Origin of the sequence: Agrobacterium sp. SORGH_AS 787 (assembly GCF_030819035.1) — a bacterium.
In the GTDB taxonomy this organism is placed as follows: Bacteria; Pseudomonadota; Alphaproteobacteria; order Rhizobiales; family Rhizobiaceae; genus Agrobacterium; species Agrobacterium larrymoorei_B.
Genome location: NZ_JAUTBG010000002.1, coordinates 808,415 through 827,060, shown reverse-complemented (window position 1 = coordinate 827,060; position 18,646 = coordinate 808,415). Strand labels below are relative to the sequence as shown.

Below are 18,646 nucleotides of genomic sequence, written 5' to 3'. Positions count from 1 at the left end.
AGCCTGATCACGGCACCAAGCCGAAGATCACCGCGGCGACGAAGGCGAAGCAGATGCCGACGAGCGCTGTATGGATCGATGCCTGCCAGCCGCGATGCGGCGCGGTTGACGGCGTGAAATCTCTTGCTTTTCCTGCTTTGGAATAAGACATCGCACCCTCCTGTTCGTCCAAAAATCGGTACCGCCGATCTGCGGGATCATGACGCTGAGAATATCGCTATTCTCTAGTGTTCCAGTAGAGATAAATTTCCATAAGATTGGGCTTGCGGAGAAAATACCGGTCGTGACTTGCCTCCTAACAAGGTCCGATCTACCGCATTCACGATTCTTTAACGTCCGAGTGGTGTTTCGGTTCAACGGGTAAAAGGCGGCTGTAAGCGTGGCGGATATCGATGCGATCATCATAGGGGCGGGCGTCATAGGCCTTGCCATCGGGCGTGCGCTGGCGCTTCAAGGCCGGTCCGTTATCGTATTGGAAAAGGAAGCGGAATTCGGCAGCGCCACCTCCTCGCGCAACAGTGAGGTTATCCATGCCGGGCTTTACTATCCTCAAGGCAGCCTGAAGGCGCGGCTCTGTGTCGAGGGGCGAAAGCGGCTCTATCACTTTTGCGAGAGCCATGGGGTTGCGCATCGCCGCTGCGGCAAGCTGATCGTGGCGACGAACGAGAGCGAAATTCCTCTGATCGAAGACCTGCAGCGCCGAGGTCTCGACAATGGTTGCGAGGCGCTGGATCTGATCAGTGCAACAGAGGCAAAGGTGCTAGAGCCCGCGCTCTCCTGCAAGGCAGCGCTCTCGTCACCCATGACAGGCATCATCGACAGCCATGGCTATATGCTGGCGCTGCTTGGCGACATGGAGGATGCGGGCGGCAGTCTCGCTTACAGAGCGCCATTCTTGCGCGCTGTCGTGGAAGATGACGGCTTTCGGGTCTTCGTCGGCGGTGGTGAGCCGGTAGAATTGACCTGCCGAATGCTGATCAATTCGGGCGGGCTGGTGGCACCGCAGATTGCCTGCGCCATCGAGGGGCTGGCGGCGGAGCATATTCCGCAAGCCTTTTACGCTAAGGGCTCGTATTTCTCGCTGAAAGGCAGATCGCCTTTTTCGCGGCTCGTCTATCCGGCCCCGCATAGCCATGGCCTCGGCGTGCATCTGACACTCGACATTGCCGGTCAGGCGCGTTTCGGCCCCGACATTGAATGGATCGACCATATTGATTACGCCGTCGATCCCGAGCGCTCCGCTGGCTTTGACGAGGCTATCCGCCGCTATTGGCCTGGCTTGCCGGATAATGCGCTTCAGCCAGCCTATTCCGGCATCAGGCCCAAGATTTCAGAGCCTTCAGAGCCTGCTATGGATTTTAGGATCGACGGACCGGAGCGGCATGGCGTTGCTGGCCTCGTCAATCTTTTCGGTATCGAGAGCCCCGGTTTGACGGCCTCGCTGGCAATTGCGGATGAGGTTGTCGCAAGGCTTACGGAGTAGCGTCTCTTATCGAACCTTAGCCGCCCGCGTATTGCGCATCCGTAACATGCTCAATCCAGTCCACGACCTTGCCATCTCTCACTTCCTGAATGGCAATATGGGTCATGGCGGTTTCCGCCGCCGCGCCGTGCCAATGCTTTTCACCCGGCGCGAACCAGACCACATCGCCGGGCGCAATTGTCTCGATCGGGCCACCTTCGCGCTGCACCAGACCCGATCCGGAGGTCACGATCAATGTTTGACCAAGGGGATGGGTGTGCCAGGCTGTGCGGGCGCCGGGTTCGAACGTCACCTGCGCGCCTTGCACGCGCTCTGCATCATGCGGATTGAACAGCGGGTCGATGCGCACCGTCCCGGTAAAATAGTCAGCCGGGCCTTTGCCGGATGGTTTCGTGCCAGCGCGGGTGATCTCCATGATCATTTTCCTCGTCTCGTTGAACTCTTGAAGATCAAGCGTATTTCGACAGAGCGTCCGCCATGATGGCGGGATCGACATTGCCACCGGATGCCACGGCGATCACGGTTTCGGTCTCCAACGCATCGCCATGGAAGAGGGCGGCGGCAAGTGCCACGGCACCGCCCGGCTCCACCACGATCTTCAGGCGCTGGAAGGCGAGCACCATGGCGCGCAGCGCTTCTTCTTCCGTAACGGCGATGCCTGCGCCGCAGAGGCGTTTCAGGATCGGGAAAGTGATATTGCCGGGTTGCGGCGTGATGATCGCGTCGCAGATGGAGCCGCTGAGTGCCGCGTTTCGCTCGATCTTTCCTGAAGCGAGCGAGCGCGCCACGTCGTCGAAATGTTCAGGCTCTGCCGTGCGCACCTTAAAGCCCGGTGCCTTGGCTTCCAAGGCAAGCGCGACACCCGAGGTCAGACCGCCCCCACCGCAGCAGACAAGCACCTCAGCCTTCTCGACACCGGCCTCTTGTGCCTGTTCGGCGATCTCCAGGCCCACCGTGCCTTGGCCGGCAATCACCAGAGGTTCGTCATAGGGGCGGATCAAGGTCAGGCCGCGTTCTTCGGAAAGCGTGGCGCCGATCGCGTCACGGTCTTCATTGGCGCGATCGTAAAGCACGACCTCAGCGCCATAGGCTTTGGTGTTCTCGATTTTGATCCGCGGTGCATCCCGCGGCATGATGATGACGGCAGGCACGCCGTGCAGGCTTGCCGCCAGTGCGACGCCTTGCGCATGGTTGCCGGAAGAAAAGGCGATGACGCCGCGCTTTCGCACCTCGGGTTCCAGGGCCGACACAGCCGACCAGCCGCCGCGAAATTTGAAGGAGCCGGTGCGCTGAAGGCACTCAGGCTTGATCAGCACCTTGCGGTCGGCAATCTCGTCGAGAAAAGGGGAGGACATCAAAGGGGTGCGGATTGCCTCGCCGCTCATACGCTGGCGGGCCGCTTCGATCATCGCAATATCGGTCATCATCGTCTCACGTCATTCCAGATGTTGCCTACCATAGGGCCAAATGCAGCGACGTGAAGCCAAAAAAATCCCCGGCCGAAGCCGGGGATTTTCAAAGTCTAACTCGGCTCAAGCCAGGGTATAAGCCGTCTTCACCGTGGTGAAGAACTCGTTGGCATATTTGCCCTGCTCGCGTGGGCCGAAGGAGGATGCCTTGCGGCCACCGAATGGCACGTGGAAGTCGACACCAGCGGTCGGCAGGTTGACCATGACCATGCCAGCTTCGGCGTTGCGCTTGAAGTGCGTCGCGTGCTTCAGGTTGGTGGTAGCGATGCCGGAAGACAGGCCGAAAGGCGTGTCGTTGGCAACGGCCAGAGCCTCATCATAATCCTTGACGCGGATGACGGAGGCGACCGGTCCGAAGATCTCTTCACGCGAAATGCGCATGTCGTTGGTGGCTTCGGTGAAAAGCGTCGGCTGCAGGAAGAAGCCGGGGGTTTCGCGCTTCAGCACTTCGCCGCCGAAGGCGAGCTTCGCGCCTTCCTTCTTTCCGATTTCGATGTAGTCGCAATCCTGCTTCAACTGCTTTTCGTCGACGACCGGACCGACATGGGTGTCCTTTGACAGAGCGTTGCCGACATTGATCTTGGCCAGACGCTCGGAAAGCGCTGCCACGAACTTGTCGTGGATGCCTTCGGTCACAATGATGCGCGAAGAGGCGGTGCAGCGTTGTCCGGTGGAGTAGAAGCCGGAGTTTGCAGCCGCTTCGACGGCAACGCCAAGGTCTGCATCATCGAGAACGACGAAGGGGTTCTTGCCGCCCATTTCCAGCTGGAACTTGCGGTTGAACGGCAGGGACGAAGCGGCAACGCGCTGGCCGGTGCCGGTGGAGCCGGTGAAGGTGATGCCAGCGAGATCCGGGCTGTCGAGCATCGCCTGACCGACGACGGAACCGCGACCCATGACGAGGTTCAGAACGCCCTTTGGCAGGCCTGCGCGATGCAGGATATCGACGATCGCCCAGGCGCAGCCCGGAACGAGGTCGGCCGGCTTGAAGACGATGGTGTTGCCGTAGCAAAGCGCCGGTGCAATCTTCCAGGCCGGAATGGCAATCGGGAAGTTCCAAGGGGTGATGATGCCGATAACGCCGAGCGGCTCGCGTGTCACTTCCACGCCGATATTCGGGCGAGCCGACGGAATGACTTCACCCGCCAGACGCAATGCTTCGCCGGCGAAGAAATCGAAAATCTGGGCGGCGCGGATCGTTTCGCCAATGCCTTCTGCGAGAACCTTACCTTCTTCACGCGCGAGAAGCGCGCCAAGCTCGTCCTTGCGGGCGAGAATTTCATCGGCGGTCTTCTTCAGGATGGCGTGACGCTCGAGAATGCCGGAGCGCGACCATGCCGGGAAAGCGGCCTTGGCTGCTGCGATGGCCTGCTTTGCGTCTTCGGCTGAAGCCTGGGCGTAAAGGCCGACGACTTCGTTGGTGTCGGAAGGATTGATGTTCTTCGACGTGTCGGATCCGATCCATTCGCCGCCGATAAGGTTTTGATGAATTGTCATTGGTGCACTCCCTATAAAGTTTTAAATCTGTGGTGTTGGACAGCGTCCGGCGCTGCCTTCCTCCCTCGCGATGTCACGCCGCACGAATGCGCGCGACGACGTCGGCGGTGACCCTATGTCATGTCATCCCGCCGCGAAAGGCATTCAGGCGTCTAATTGTATGATTTTTTAAATCAGCCTTTATGGTCGCGATTGTTCAGTCTTTCCAGATGCAGTAACAGGCCGCTGTGATCGATATCGGCGCCGCCATTGCTGACGAAGGTGTCGAAAGCGCGGGTCACTTCTTGCGTCAGCGGCAGGGCGAGATCGAGATCCTTGGCCGTGGCCAATACGCCGTTGAGATCCTTCAGCTGAAATTTCGACGGACCGCCGGGCACGAAGTCGCGCTTGACCATGCGCTCGCCATGCAGCTCCAGAATGCGGCTTTCGGCAAAGCCGCCACGGATAGCGTTGCGGAAGCCTTCGCGCGACGCACCACCGGCTTCAACCAGCATCATGGCTTCCGCCACCGCGCCGATGGTGATCGCGACGATCTGCTGATTGGCGAGCTTGCACAGCTGGCCGGCACCGGATGGTCCCACATAGGTGAGGCGACCCATGGCGGAGAAGACATCGGCGAGACTTGTCACGGTTGTCTCATCGCCACCGGCCATGATCGCCAGCGTTCCGGCGGTTGCGCCGGGCACGCCGCCGGACACCGGTGCGTCCACATGGGCAATACCAAGCGCTTTCAGCTTTTGCGAATGGTCGCGGGCGATTGGTGGGGCAATGGAACTGCTATCGACGACGATAGCGCCTTTTTTCAACGCCTCCGCAACGCCCATGTCGAACAGCACATTGCCGACGGCATTGCCATCGCTCAGCATGGTGATGACGACATCGGCACCTTTCGCCGCGTCCGCAGGGGAGGCGGCGAGGACCGCCCCATGCTCCACCAGCGCCTGCGCTTTCTCCACGCTGCGGTTCCAGACACGCACCGTGAAGCCGGCTTTCAACAGATTGCGGGCCATGGGACCGCCCATCAGGCCGGTGCCGAGGAAAGCGATGGTACGCGCTTGTTTGTCAGACTCACTCATTTCAACGAACCTCCCAGCTCATCTTCGATATGGACCTTGATGATCTCTTCGAAGCTCGTCTCTGCTGTGAAGCCCAGTTCGCGGGCGCGGGTCGCCTCGAAGCCGGGTGCCCAGCCCTCACACATGCGCATGATCATCTCGTTCGGCTCGCGGCGGATAAGGCTGACGGCTTTTTCGCCCGCGATCTTGCGCAGCGCCTCGATCTGCTCGCCCACCGTGGCGCTGAGGCCCGGCATGGAGAGATTGCGGCGGGGGCCGACCTTGTTGGTATCGATGGTTGCACCATGCAGCAGGAAGCCGACCGCCGAACGCGGCGAAGCGTGCCAGTGGCGGATCGATTCTGGTACTGGCAGTACGGCTTCCTGGCCGACCAGCGGCTCGCGCAAAATGTTGGAGAAGAAGCCGGAGGCAGCAGCATTCGGCTTTCCTGGGCGGATGCAGATCGTCGGCAGGCGAATGCCAATGCCTTCGAAGAAACCGCGTCTGGTATAGTCGGACAGCAGCAGCTCCGAAATCGCCTTCTGCGTGCCGTAGCTGGTCAGCGGTGTGGTGTGGAAATCATCGGGGATAGGGTAAGGCAGAGGCGCGCCGAAGACCGCGATGGACGAGGTGAAGACCACTCGCGGCTTGTAGCCATCCTGACCATGGGCAAGGCGGATGGCGTCGAAGAGATAACGCGTGCCGTCCAGATTGATACGATAGCCCTTGTCGAAATCGAGTTCGGCTTCGCCCGAGACGATAGCCGCGAGATGGAAGATCACATCCGGTCGCGTCGACACCAGTTTTTCGGCCTCGCCGGGAGCGGACAGATCGACCGCTCTGGCATCAACCGTGCCCTTGAAGCCAGCTGGCGATTCGGGCTGGAATACATCGATCAGGGTAAATTTCTCGATCTCCTTGCCATTCAGGTTTCCTTCGCGAACGAGCCTTTCGGTCAGTTTGCGTCCTACCATTCCGGCTGCGCCGACAATCGCTACATGCATCTGGTTTCTCCTCCACGGCATCACAAAAATTGACTTGTAAGGTTGTCTGATAACCTTATATGACTGGCTTGAAAACACTATTTTGAGAAACTGAAAGATTTAAGAGCGGAGACGCCGAAGAAGCGTTGCCGCCTGGGTGGAGGCGAAAGGGCAGATGCTCGAGGTTCATGCGCAATCACGCGAGGAGTTGCAGGCTTCGTTGAAGGCCGGTCTCGGCGAGGGGTTGGTTCTGACGGATGCCGTAGAAGTGGTCCGCTACTGCCGTGACTGGCATGGCGATGTCTCAAGCAGTGCCGTTGCCGTCATTCGCCCGCGCCATGTGGAAGACGTTGCCGCGACCGTGCGGCTCTGCGCAGAGTTGGGGCTCGCCATTGTGCCGCAGGGTGGCAATACCGGTCTCGTGCTGGGTGGCGTGCCGGATGCGCCGGATCGCCAGATCGTTCTCAGCCTTGAGCGCATGAATGCCATCCGCGCCATCGATACGGATGATTTTTCCGCGGTGGTGGAGGCGGGCTGCATTCTCTCTGAATTCAAGGATGCGGTGCAGGAGAAGGGCATGTTCTTCCCGCTGTCGCTCGGCGCGCAAGGATCCTGTCGCATCGGCGGCAACGTTTCGACCAATGCGGGTGGCATCAATGTGCTGCGCTATGGCATGACGCGCGAACTGGTGCTCGGTCTTGAAGTCGTTCTTCCGGATGGGACGATCTGGAACGGGCTGTCAACGCTTCGCAAGGACAACCGCGGTATCGATCTCAAGCAGCTTTTTATCGGCGCGGAAGGAACGCTTGGCATCATCACCGCCGTCTCGGTGAAGCTCTACCCCAATCCCGATCATGTCGAGACAGCGCTTCTTGGCGTGAACTCGCTGGACGATGCGATCAAGCTTTATCGCCGCGCGCGTCGTGAGTGCTGCGACCTGATGTCGGCCTTCGAATTCATGCCGCCGGTTGCCTTCACGCTTGCGATGGAAGCCATTCCGGATCTGAAGATGCCGATCGCCGGCGATTATGCCGCCTATGTGCTGATGGAAATTTCAGGCTCGGGTCTGGTGGACACCAGCGATCTGATGAGCCGCTTCCTCGAAGGCGTGATGGAAGACGGGCTCGTGCTGGATGGCGTCATTGCATCCTCGCGTGCGCAGGCCCAGTCGCTCTGGCTATTCCGCGAAGGCATGAATGAGGGCCAGGCGCTGCGCGGCGCGCATATGCGCACCGATATCTCCGTGCCACTGTCGCGTCTTGCCGAATTCGTTGCAGAAGCGGAGGCGGAACTGGCCAAGGATCTGCCGGAATGCCTCGCGGTTTCTTACGGCCATGTGGGAGATGGCAATGTGCATCTCAACGTATTGCCGCCGAATGGCAGCACGCGTGAGGAGCGGGACGCGTACATCTACAAGGCCAAGGTCATCGTCAATACGGTGCTTGATCGTTATGCCGGCAGCATCAGTGCCGAACACGGCATTGGTCGTTTGAAGCGCGAGGATTTCGAAAGCCGTCTCGGCTCCGTCCAGCGCGGCATGATCGAGCGGCTGAAAGCGGCCTTCGATCCGGAGCTTCTCATGAATCCCGGTTGCCAGCTTGCCGTACAAGCGGCTAGCTAGAAGAATGAAAGTGCGCCGTCCTTCGGCGTTTATGTCCACCGGGAGCCACCATGACGCTGGAGTTCAACCAGATTCACCGCACCGATCATCTTCCTGGCCGGATCGCCACGGAGATTGCGCGTGAGATCAATGATGGAAAGCTCAAAGCGGGCGACAAGCTCCCCACGGAGCATGTTCTGTCCAAGACATTCGGCGTCAGCCGTTCGGTGATCCGCGAGGCCATTGCCCAGCTTCGCAATGAGGGTGCGGTCGAAACGCGCCAGGGTGTCGGGGCTTTCGTCAGCGATCCTCGCCATCGCGTCTCCATTCGCATCGAGCGGTCCAAGCTCAACGATCCCGATAGTTTCCGCGATCTCTTCCAGTTGCGTCTGCCGCTGGAAATCGAGGCTGCGGGACTGGCCGCCGTCAATCGCACGCCGGAGCAGTTGAGCAGGCTGGAAGCGGTTCTCAACACTATGCGCAATGCACCAGAGTGGGAAAAGGAAGGCATTGCTGCCGATCTCGATTTCCATCGGACCCTGGCCGAGTCGACGCAGAACGATTATTTCTCGATGTTCCTCGGTTTCATAGCCGAGCGCATCAGCTACGCCATCAACATCGCCTTTTCGCGTGCGGTCTTCGGCGAAATTCTCGAGACCACGATCGCCGAGCACGTGGCGATCTATGATGCCATCGCAGCGTCGAATGCGGCGGCAGCACGAGCCGCCATGCGTGCCCATCTGCTCGGCGCCGCGCGCCGCGTCAACCTTGAGCTTGAAGTCTACGAATAAGCGGTCGCGTTGGGCTCATCGCGCTCCGCTCACCAAGGGTTGCGAATTTCATCGAAAATTCGGCGTCTGGCAGGCTGGACTAAGGCCTTTTCTCATACTAAGAAGATTGACGTATTCAGGTTGTCAGACATCCAGACAATACAGTCGCTGTGGAGGCAGTGGTCGGATGGGCTGAAAGTGGGAGGGATAAAGCTTGGTCGGATCTAGGACTGTCGATGCTGCTGCAATTTTGCCGGAAGACCATCAGGACGCGATCCTGATCGGTCGAGTCTGGTCCAAGAGCGAAGACGGCCCCTGTCCCGTCCTGTTGAAGGATGGCGTTCTCTACGATCTCTCCAAGCTTGCACCGACAGTGTCGGAACTCTTGGAAAAGCATGATCTCGTCGACCGGCTTTCCGACACCTTGCAGTTTGCCGCGCTCGGCGCCTTCGATGCCTTTCTTGACGGTTCGGCGGGGCAGTTGCTCTCGCCAAACGATGTTCAGGCGGTGAAGGCTGCCGGCGTGACCTTTGCCGACAGCATGCTGGAACGCGTCATCGAAGAACAGGCCAAGGGCGATCCGCAGCGCGCGCAGGAAATCCGCGGCCGTCTGGCTCCCGTACTTGGCGATAGTCTCAAGGGCGTTGAGGCCGGCTCCGAAAAGGCTGCCGAGGTCAAGCGCCTGCTGCAGGAAATGGGCCTCTGGTCGCAATATCTGGAAGTCGGTATCGGTCCGGATGCGGAGATATTCTCCAAGGCGCAGCCCATGTCTTCCGTTGGTTGCGGCTCGTTGATCGGCGTTCACCCGAAGTCGCAGTGGAACAATCCTGAGCCGGAAGTGGTGCTGGCCGTTACCTCCGATGGCCGCATTGTCGGCGCGGCCCTTGGCAATGACGTCAACCTGCGCGATTTCGAAGGGCGCTCCGCCCTGCTGCTGAGCAAGGCGAAGGATAATAATGCGTCCTGCTCCATCGGCCCGTTCATCCGTCTGTTCGACGGCAAGTTTACACTGGACGATGTGAAGCAGGCACAGATTTCGCTGCTGGTCGAAGGCGAAGACGGGTTCACCATGACGGGTGTCAGCCCGATGCAGGCGATCAGCCGCACGCCGGAAAACCTGGTGTCGCAGCTTCTCAACCGCGATCATCAGTATCCGGATGGCGCCGTCTTCTTCCTCGGCACCATGTTCGCTCCGGTCAAGGATCGTCATGGCCCAGGTCTTGGCTTCACCCATGCCAAGGGCGACCGCGTGGAAATCTCAAGCCCGCGGTTGGGCAAGCTGATCAACTGGGTGGCCAGCACATCCGATTGTCCGGAATGGACCTTCGGCACGACGGCATTGATGCGCAATCTCGCAAAGCGCGGGCTTCTATAACGTCCGTTGCGAGGCGAGCGATCTCGCTGACGCGACACGCATATCCACAGGCTTAAAACGTTGCGCGCGCGCCTCTTTGTGTTCGCGCCGCTTCGGATCATTCTCGGGAGGGGAAGATGCAGAAAGTCATCAATCTTTTTTACCGCATCCTCGAGACCATTCTCGTCGCGCTTCTTGCAGGCATGGCAATCATGGTCTTCATCAATGTGGTCATGCGCTACACCATGAATTCGGGCATCAATGTCTCGGAAGAACTGGCGCGCTATTTCTTCGTCTGGATCACCTTCATCGGTGCGGTCGTGACCTTCCGAGAAAACAGCCATATGGGCATCGAAACGCTGGTGATGTTCCTGTCGCGGCGCATGCGCATTGTCTGCATGATCCTGTCCAACATCATCATCCTTCTCTGCTCGGCGATCTTCTTCTGGGGAACGTGGAAGCAGTCCGCCATCAATGCCAGCATGCATGCGCCCGTCACCGGTCTGTCGATGATCTGGGTCTATGGCGTGGGCATGTTCACCGGCGGAATCATGTTCCTGATTGCTCTGGAACGGCTTTACCGGCTTTTGACCGGCAAGGTCCGTGAAGACGAGATTGCCGCCTTTGCCGGTGAAAATCTCACCATCGAACAGCTTTCGGAGCGCTGACACATGACACTTCTCGTTTTTGTCGGCTCGCTTCTCGGCGCCATGGCAATCGGCGTTCCCGTTGCCTTCTCGCTGATGTTCTGCGGCGTCGTGCTGATGTGGTACATGAGCATGTTCAATACGGCGATTATCGCCCAGAACATGATTTCCGGTGCCGATACCTTCACGCTGCTCGCCATCCCTTTCTTCATCCTGGCCGGTGAATTGATGAATTCCGGCGGCCTGTCGCGCCGCATCATCGACTTCGCCATCGCGCTGGTCGGCCATATTCGCGGTGGTCTTGGCATCGTTGCGATCGTCGCCGCCATCATCATGGCATCGATCTCCGGTTCTGCTGCGGCGGATACCGCGGCACTCGCCGCGATCCTGATCCCGATGATGGCGAAGGCCGGTTACAATATTCCGCGTTCCGGTGGTCTGATCGCGGCCGGTGGTATCATCGCTCCCGTCATCCCGCCGTCCATGGCCTTCATCGTCTTCGGTGTTGCGGCGAACGTGTCGATCACCCAGCTCTTTCTCGCCGGTATCGTGCCCGGCGTCCTGATGGGCATTTCGCTGATCGTCGCGTGGCTGATCGTCGTGCGCAAGGACAATGTCCAGCCGCTGCCGAAGACGACAGCGAAGGAGCGTCTCGTGGCGACGGGACGTGCCGGATGGGCGCTGGGCATGCCGGTTATCATTCTCGGCGGCATCAAGGCCGGTATCATGACGCCGACGGAAGCGGCGGTCGTTGCAGCCGTCTACGCGCTCTTTGTCGGCATGGTCATCTACCGGGAATTGAAGCCCGCCGATCTCGTTCATGTGCTGCTGCGCGCTGCCAAGAGCACCTCGATCATCATGTTCCTGGTTGCCGCGGCACTCGTTTCGGCCTGGCTGATCACGGCTGCCAATATTCCGGCGGAGGTTGCCGGCTATATCGAACCGCTGATCGACCGTCCGATGCTGCTCATGGCCGTGATCATGGTGCTGGTCTTCATCGTCGGCACAGCACTCGATCTCACGCCCACCATCCTGATCCTGACCCCTGTGCTGATGCCGATCATCAAGCAGGCAGGCATCGATCCGGTCTATTTCGGCGTGCTCTTCATCATCAACAACGCCATCGGCCTCATCACGCCGCCGGTCGGTGTTGTCCTCAATGTGGTTTCAGGTGTCGGGCGCATTCCGCTCGGCAAGGTTACGGTCGGCGTCTGGCCTTTCCTTGTCGCCGAAACCATCGTCCTGGCTCTGCTGGTGCTCTTCCCGCAGATCGTCATGGTGCCGCTGCAATATCTGCGTTGACCGAACGAATCGGTTTGTTTCCAAGGGAGGAAAACATGAGAAAGCTACTTCTACTCACAACGGCCATTGCCTTCACCGCCGGTGCTTCCGCACCTGCTTTTGCCGAATACAACAGCCGCATGATCCGCGTGTCGAACGGTATCAACCAGGATCACCCCGTCGGCAACGGCATCAAGGCCATGCAGGCCTGCCTGGACGAGAAGACCGGTGGCAAGCTGAAAATGACCGCATTCTGGGGCGGCGCGCTTGGCGGCGACTTGCAGGCAACGCAGGCACTGCGTTCGGGCGTTCAGGAAGCGGTCGTCACCTCGTCCTCGCCACTCGTCGGCCTTATCCCGGCGCTCGGCGTGTTCGATCTGCCCTTTCTGTTTTCCAACACCAAGGAAGTGGATGCCGTTCTCGACGGCGAGTTCGGCGACATGATGAACAAGAAGCTGGAAGAGCAGGGCCTCGTCAACCTGGCCTATTGGGAAAACGGCTTCCGCAATCTCTCCAACTCCAAGCGCGCGGTCGACAAGTGGGAAGACTTCTCCGGCCTCAAGGTCCGCGTGATGCAGAACAACATCTTCCTCGACACCTTCCAGAACCTCGGCGCCAATGCAACGCCGATGGCCTTTGGTGAAGTGTTCTCGGCGCTTGAAACCAATGCGATCGACGCCCAGGAAAACCCCTATGTGACCATCGACACCTCGAAGTTCTATGAGGTGCAGAAATTCGTCACCGAGACGAACCACGCTTACACGCCGTTCCTCTTCCTCTTCTCCAAGCCGATCTTCGACAGCTACACGCCCGAAGAGCAGACCGCCCTTCGCGAATGCGCGATCGTTGGTCGGGACGAAGAGCGCAAGGTTATCCGCGCGCTGAACCAGAAGTCGCTCGACAAGATCAAGGAAGCGGGCCTTAAGGTGAACGTCCTGTCTCCTGAAGAGCAGGCTCGTATTCGCGAGAAGTCCGCGGTCGTCTATGAAAAGCACAAGGCTCAGATCGGTGCCGACGTGGTTGACGGCATTCAGGCCAAGCTCAAGGAAGTTCGCGCCCAGTAACAGTCTATCCCATAATCGCCGCTGGCCGCCTGCAAATGGCAATTTCTGCGCTTCCGGTGCTCACGTACTCAAGTACGCTGCGCTCCGGTTCTCGAAATTACCATTTTCGGCAGGCCAGCGGCAATTCTTGAACAGACTGCGCGACGTAGAGCCTCAGATGAAAAACGCCCGGTGACAGATCGTCGCCGGGCGTTTGTCGTTTCGTAGGACCTACGGGTTGATGAAGACCTTATGCCGCCACAGGCTTGTTCTGGCGGTTCTCGATCAGGTCGTCGACGACCGCGGGATCGGCAAGTGTCGAGGTGTCGCCCAGCGCGCCAAAATCGTCTTCGGCGATCTTGCGCAGGATACGGCGCATGATCTTGCCCGATCGGGTTTTTGGCAGGCCGGGTGCGAACTGGATCTTATCCGGCGTCGCCACTGGGCCAATCTCATCGCGCACATGCTTGATGAGTTCGGCGCGTAGCGCTTCGTCGCCGGTCTTGCCCTTCATCAGCGTCACGTAGCAGTAGATGCCCTGTCCCTTGATATGGTGCGGATAGCCAACCACGGCTGCTTCTGACACGGCGCTGTGGGAGACAAGAGCCGATTCCACTTCGGCCGTGCCGAGACGGTGGCCGGAGACGTTCAACACGTCATCGACGCGACCGGTGATCCAGTAATAGCCGTCCTCGTCGCGCCGGCAGCCGTCGCCGGTGAAGTACTTCCCTTTATAGGTAGAGAAGTAGGTCTCGATGAAGCGCTGATGATCGCCATAGACGGTGCGCGCCTGGCCTGGCCAGCTATCGATGATGCAAAGATTGCCGTCGGCTGCCCCTTCCAGCACCTTGCCCTCGGCATCGACTAATTGCGGCTGGACGCCGAAGAAGGGACGGGTGGCCGAACCCGGCTTCAGATCGGTCGCGCCGGGAAGCGGCGAAATCAGAATGCCGCCCGTTTCCGTCTGCCACCAGGTATCGACGATCGGGCTCTTGTCCTCGCCGACCACGTGATAATACCATTCCCAGGCTTCCGGATTGATCGGCTCGCCGACCGTGCCGAGCAGGCGGATGCTGGAGCGCTCGGACCGTTTGACGAACTCGTCGCCAGCACCCATCAGCGAGCGGAGTGCCGTTGGCGCGGTGTAGAAGATATTGACCTTGTGCTTGTCGATGACTTCCCAGAAACGCCCCTGGTCGGGGAAATTCGGCACGCCTTCGAACATCAGCGTCGTGGCGCAATTGGCGAGCGGGCCGTAGACGATGTAGGAGTGGCCGGTCACCCAGCCGACATCGGCCGTGCACCAGTAGATATCGCCGTCCTTGTAGTCGAAGACATATTCATGCGTCATCGACACATAGACGAGATAGCCGCCGGTCGTATGCAGCACACCCTTCGGCTTGCCGGTGGAGCCCGATGTATAGAGAATGAAGAGCGGGTCTTCCGCCTTCATCTTCACCGGCTCGCAATGGGGTTTTACGTTTGCGGTCTCCTGGTGGTACCAGAGGTCGCGACCGGGCGCCCAGTTGGTCTTGCCGCCGGTGCGGCGCACGACCAGAACCTTGTTGACGATGACATGCTGGCGCGCAGCGATATGGATCGCCTTGTCGGTGTTTTCCTTCAGCGGAATGGGTTTGCCGCCGCGCACGCCTTCATCGCAGGTGATGACGAAAGTGGACTGGCAGTCGACGATGCGCCCCGCCAGCGCTTCGGGCGAGAAGCCGCCGAAGACGACGGAATGGATGGCACCGATACGGGCGCAAGCGAGCATCGCATAGGCCGCTTCCGGGATCATCGGCATGTAGATCGTGACGCGGTCGCCTTTCTTGACGCCGTGCTTCTTCAGCACGTTGGCGAGCCGGCAGACGGCGTCATAGAGCTGGTTGTAGGTGATCTTTTTGTCGATATAGGGATTGTCACCTTCCCAGATGATTGCGGTGCGTTCGCCATGCGTCTTCAGATGTCGGTCAATACAGTTGTAGGAGACGTTGGTCAGGCCGTCCTCGAACCATTTGATCGGCACCTTGCCCTTGAAGGAGGTGTTCTTGACCTTGGTGTATGGCTTGAACCAGTCGATCCGCTTGCCGTGCTTGCCCCAGAATTTTTCCGGGTCTTCCACGCTGTCCTGATACCATTTCAGATAGCGGTCATTGTCGATCAGCGTGCCGGTTTTGGCCGATTTGAGAACCGGGTAGATCTTCGCAGACATGAACTCCTCCTCATGCAGATTGTCTTTTAAGTCTGGAGACTCCAGTCCTCCAGTCATGTGTCCAATTCATAACAGGTTGGTGACATCCGGCAATTAGACAAAGGTCATTTGTTTCTCGAACAATTGCAATTCTGATGCAATCCGGTTATAGAGCCGTCATATTTCCGGAAATCAGTGGTTTTATCCCACGCCCGCGACACCGGCGCGGACGCTCAGAAGGATTGTATCTATGGCTCAAACACTGCTCATGCCGAAAGCGACTGCCGTCTGGCTGGTTGACAACACGGCGCTGTCGTTCGATCAGATCGCCACGTTCTGCAAGCTTCATCCGCTTGAAGTCAAGGCGATTGCCGATGGTGAAGCAGCGCAGGGCATCAAAGGTCTCGATCCGATCGCAACCGGCCAGCTCTCCCGCGATGAAATCCAGCGTGCGGAAGCCAATCCGAACCACAAGCTGAAGCTTTCCGAACCGAAGGTTCGCGTTCCCGAATCCAAGCGTCGCGGCCCGCGTTACACGCCGGTCTCCAAGCGTCAGGACCGTCCGAACGCCATTCTCTGGCTGGTGCGCAACCATCCGGAACTGAAGGATGCGCAGATTTCGCGTCTCGTCGGCACCACCAAGTCCACCATCGAGCAGATTCGCGATCGCACCCACTGGAATGCCGCCAACCTGACGCCGATGGACCCGGTCACGCTGGGCCTCTGCAGCCAGATCGATCTAGACCTCGAAGTCGAACGCGCATCGCGCGGTCGTCCGCTTCCGACCCAGGAAGAGCTGGACGCGACGCTGCAGCCAGCCAGCACCACCGAAAAGCTCGACTTCAGCTACGAGCGTGAAGAAGAGAAGGAAATCGACGCCAACGCCGTTTTCGCCAAGCTCTCCTCGCTCAAGTCGACGCGTAAGGATGACGACGAGGACGACAATTACTAAGCCGGTCTGCTAGAGCGCCGTGCGTCCTACTGGACGCACAAAGGACGCTTTATCTTATTCGATCTACTCATCGTGCTTTCCGAAAATCGATACCGATTTTCGGACCCATGTTGTAGGGCCAAGATCGCTCTTCACTCCATGGTAGTTTTACCGAAGCCCCGGTTCGCGCCGGGGCTTTTTGTTTCCTGCCGTTCGAGCAAAGGACACAAAGAAAAACCCCCGCAGCGCTGGGCGGCGGAGGTCAGTCTTATATCAGGACGTCTTTTTGTCTTATGCGTGGTTCATCTGTCGCTGCGGCATGTTGAGCGACGTGACACCCGTTTTTTCGTCATCATTGACAAGGCCGCTGGCTCTGAGAAGCGAGGTGAAGCGGCCGCCGCGCATGCTGAGTTCATCGAAGGTCCCCTTCTCGACGATCCGGCCATTGTCCATGAACAGCACCAGATCGGCGTCGCGGACCGTCGACAGACGGTGGGCGATAATGAAGGTGGTGCGGTCCTTGCGCAACGCATCCACCGCATCCTTGACGCGCGCTTCGGTTTCCACGTCGAGCGCACTCGTCGCTTCATCGAGAACGAGGATCGGCGCATTCTTCAGGACCGCACGGGCAATGGCGATACGCTGGCGCTCACCACCGGAGAGGCGGTTGCCGCGCTCACCCACCTGCGTCATGTAGCCGTTCAGCCTGCTGTCGATGAAGTCGGTCGCCGCTGCCGCAGTTGCGGCCTGAACGATTTCGTCGTCAGTTGCCGAATCGCGGCCAAGACGGATGTTGTCGCGGATCGACCGGTTCAAAAGGCCCGCATCCTGGAACACGGTTGCAATCGAGCTTCTGAGCGACTGGCGCGTGACCGTCGAGATATCGATGCCATCGACAAGGATCTGGCCGGAGCTTGGGTCATAGACGCGCTGCAACAGGTTGATGAGCGTCGTCTTGCCCGCACCTGTCGGGCCGACGATGGCGACCGTCTCGCCAGCATTGGCGACGAAGGAGACGTCATGCACGCCCTGCTTGGTGTTGGCGAAGCCGAAATTGACGTTGCGGAATTCGACCGTGCCTTCGACATGGCCGAGTTCGCCAGCCGAATTCGGTTCTTCACGTTCCTGCACGGAATCTTCCAGCTTGAAGAAGTCCTCGAGCTTGGCGCGGGCTTCGAAAATCTGGCTGACAAAGGCGCGCATCTGGTCGAGGCGGCCGATCAGCAGGTTGGCAAAGCCGATAAAGGCAATGACGTCACCGACGCGAAGCTCGCCGTTCTTCACCAGGATCGTACCGATGATGAGGATGATCATCATCGACAGCGTCGAGGCCGTGCGGTTCAGCGCGCTGGCGAAAGCCCACCAGTCGAGTACCGGATACTGGGCACTGAGCAGACGCTCGGTGAAAGACTTCAGGGCCTTGGTTTCCGCTTCGATGCGGTTGTAGCTGTGCAGCACCGAGACGTTGCTGATGGAGTCGCTCACATGGGCGAAGACGGTGTGGTAATGCTCTTCGACGGAGGCCTGGCCTTCCTTCGTGCGGTTCATCACCCACTTGCCGATGAACCAATAGAATATACCAAGGCCAACCAGCACGAAGCTGAGGCGAATATCCATCGAAAAGGCAGTCGGGATCAGCAGCGCCACGGCAACGAAGGTTGCCAGATGCGTGCGCATGAACTCAAGCCAAAGGCCGAACAGCGTCTCGCTGGCGCGCAGCAGTGTATGCAGCGCGTTGGAGGTGCCGCGCTGATGATGCCAGGAGAGCGGCATGGAAATGATGCGGCCGAAGGCTTCCGTCAGAAGCGAGGCGCGGCGCCCATGTGCAAGCCTGTCCGCCTCACGCGCCACGGCGACGTAAGCGACCGTGTTGAACAGGCCGAAGGCGCCCCAGAGAATGAGGATGTTGGTCGGAACGGACCCTGTCGACAGCGCATCGATGATCTTGCCGAACAAAACCGGCTCAGCGATGGTGATTGCCGCAAGAATAACGTTTGCAACAACGACGATCGTGACCCGCCACTTGTTGGTTGCAAGGTAGCGCAGGGCGCGCGTGTAAACTTGAAACAGTGTCAATTTCCAAATCCCGTCTTCATGTCAGTCCTGCCCCTGGAGGGCGAAACCCTCGACTTCAGCGACAAGGGCGATTGCGGGCTATGCAAGCAGTTGTTTTATCGCTCTTTCTACATGAATGGGCGCTTAACGCGGGGGCTTTTCAAGGGTCAGTCAAAAAAAATCGCAGTTTATCGAATCTGAACATTATGGATTGTCAAATCACTCCGTTTCGCGGAAAAGTTTCAATGCATGATAAGTTTCTTGATTACAAAGTCGCCGCGTTTGAACCT

Annotated in this window: 16 protein-coding genes; 8 read left to right on the top strand and 8 right to left on the bottom strand. The window is 59.1% G+C overall.

Features of this window, described 5'->3' with window-relative positions:
• Positions 1 to 7 precede the first annotated feature (7 nt).
• Complete coding sequence (locus QE435_RS13350; protein ID WP_165457044.1) at positions 8 to 151, bottom strand: hypothetical protein; 144 nt, start codon at positions 149 to 151, stop codon at positions 8 to 10.
• 228 nt (positions 152 to 379) lie between these two features.
• Here QE435_RS13350 and QE435_RS13345 point away from each other — a divergent pair, with 228 nt between their 5' ends.
• The gene (locus QE435_RS13345) at positions 380 to 1,483 is read left to right on the top strand and encodes an NAD(P)/FAD-dependent oxidoreductase (protein WP_349041671.1); all 1,104 of its coding nucleotides are present in this window, start codon (positions 380 to 382) and stop codon (positions 1,481 to 1,483) included.
• Positions 1,484 to 1,499: 16 nt separating this feature from the next.
• Here the strand turns inward: QE435_RS13345 and QE435_RS13340 are convergent, their stop codons facing one another.
• The 5 genes from QE435_RS13340 to denD all read right to left on the bottom strand — a co-directional run bounded on the left by QE435_RS13340 (position 1,500) and on the right by denD (position 6,508).
• Complete coding sequence (locus QE435_RS13340) at positions 1,500 to 1,898, bottom strand: cupin domain-containing protein (RefSeq protein ID WP_349041670.1); 399 nt, start codon at positions 1,896 to 1,898, stop codon at positions 1,500 to 1,502.
• 34 nt (positions 1,899 to 1,932) lie between these two features.
• Positions 1,933 to 2,907: a threonine/serine dehydratase gene (locus QE435_RS13335; protein ID WP_349042854.1), complete on the bottom strand. Its 975-nt coding sequence runs from the start codon at positions 2,905 to 2,907 to the stop codon at positions 1,933 to 1,935.
• A gap of 108 nt (positions 2,908 to 3,015) precedes the next feature.
• The gene (locus QE435_RS13330) at positions 3,016 to 4,449 is read right to left on the bottom strand and encodes an aldehyde dehydrogenase family protein (RefSeq protein WP_349041669.1); all 1,434 of its coding nucleotides are present in this window, start codon (positions 4,447 to 4,449) and stop codon (positions 3,016 to 3,018) included.
• A gap of 173 nt (positions 4,450 to 4,622) precedes the next feature.
• A complete protein-coding gene (locus tag QE435_RS13325; RefSeq protein ID WP_349041668.1) occupies positions 4,623 to 5,525 on the bottom strand; it encodes an NAD(P)-dependent oxidoreductase in 903 nt (300 codons plus the stop codon).
• On the bottom strand, positions 5,522 to 6,508 hold the full coding sequence (gene denD, locus QE435_RS13320) for a D-erythronate dehydrogenase (protein ID WP_349041667.1): 987 nt from the start codon (positions 6,506 to 6,508) through the stop codon (positions 5,522 to 5,524). The genes QE435_RS13325 and denD overlap by 4 nt, the downstream gene beginning before the upstream one ends.
• Positions 6,509 to 6,662: 154 nt before the next feature.
• On the opposite strand from denD, the gene QE435_RS13315 reads away from it, so the two are divergent.
• The 6 genes from QE435_RS13315 (at position 6,663) to QE435_RS13290 (ending at position 13,203) form a co-directional block, all read left to right on the top strand.
• Positions 6,663 to 8,108, top strand: a complete 1,446-nt coding sequence (locus tag QE435_RS13315) for an FAD-binding oxidoreductase (protein WP_349041666.1) — start codon at positions 6,663 to 6,665, stop codon at positions 8,106 to 8,108.
• Between the two features lie 50 nt (positions 8,109 to 8,158).
• Entirely contained in the window at positions 8,159 to 8,878 is a 720-nt protein-coding gene (locus QE435_RS13310) for a FadR/GntR family transcriptional regulator (protein ID WP_349041665.1), read from the top strand.
• A 193-nt stretch (positions 8,879 to 9,071) separates the two neighbouring features.
• Positions 9,072 to 10,232, top strand: a complete 1,161-nt coding sequence (locus QE435_RS13305; RefSeq protein ID WP_309771963.1) for a fumarylacetoacetate hydrolase family protein — start codon at positions 9,072 to 9,074, stop codon at positions 10,230 to 10,232.
• A gap of 116 nt (positions 10,233 to 10,348) precedes the next feature.
• On the top strand, positions 10,349 to 10,879 hold the full coding sequence (locus QE435_RS13300; RefSeq protein ID WP_306934603.1) for a TRAP transporter small permease: 531 nt from the start codon (positions 10,349 to 10,351) through the stop codon (positions 10,877 to 10,879).
• A 3-nt stretch (positions 10,880 to 10,882) separates the two neighbouring features.
• A complete protein-coding gene (locus QE435_RS13295) occupies positions 10,883 to 12,160 on the top strand; it encodes a TRAP transporter large permease subunit (protein ID WP_349041664.1) in 1,278 nt (425 codons plus the stop codon).
• Between the two features lie 35 nt (positions 12,161 to 12,195).
• Positions 12,196 to 13,203, top strand: coding sequence for a TRAP transporter substrate-binding protein (locus tag QE435_RS13290; protein ID WP_306934602.1), 1,008 nt, complete (start codon positions 12,196 to 12,198; stop codon positions 13,201 to 13,203).
• Between the two features lie 229 nt (positions 13,204 to 13,432).
• On the opposite strand, the gene acs is transcribed toward QE435_RS13290, so the two are convergent.
• Entirely contained in the window at positions 13,433 to 15,391 is a 1,959-nt protein-coding gene (gene acs / locus QE435_RS13285; protein ID WP_349041663.1) for an acetate--CoA ligase, read from the bottom strand.
• 229 nt (positions 15,392 to 15,620) lie between these two features.
• Here acs and QE435_RS13280 point away from each other — a divergent pair, with 229 nt between their 5' ends.
• A complete protein-coding gene (locus QE435_RS13280) occupies positions 15,621 to 16,322 on the top strand; it encodes a DUF1013 domain-containing protein (protein ID WP_309771960.1) in 702 nt (233 codons plus the stop codon).
• A gap of 270 nt (positions 16,323 to 16,592) precedes the next feature.
• Here QE435_RS13280 and QE435_RS13275 read toward each other — a convergent pair whose 3' ends face one another.
• The gene (locus QE435_RS13275; protein WP_309771959.1) at positions 16,593 to 18,377 is read right to left on the bottom strand and encodes a glucan ABC transporter ATP-binding protein/ permease; all 1,785 of its coding nucleotides are present in this window, start codon (positions 18,375 to 18,377) and stop codon (positions 16,593 to 16,595) included.
• Positions 18,378 to 18,646 lie beyond the last annotated feature (269 nt).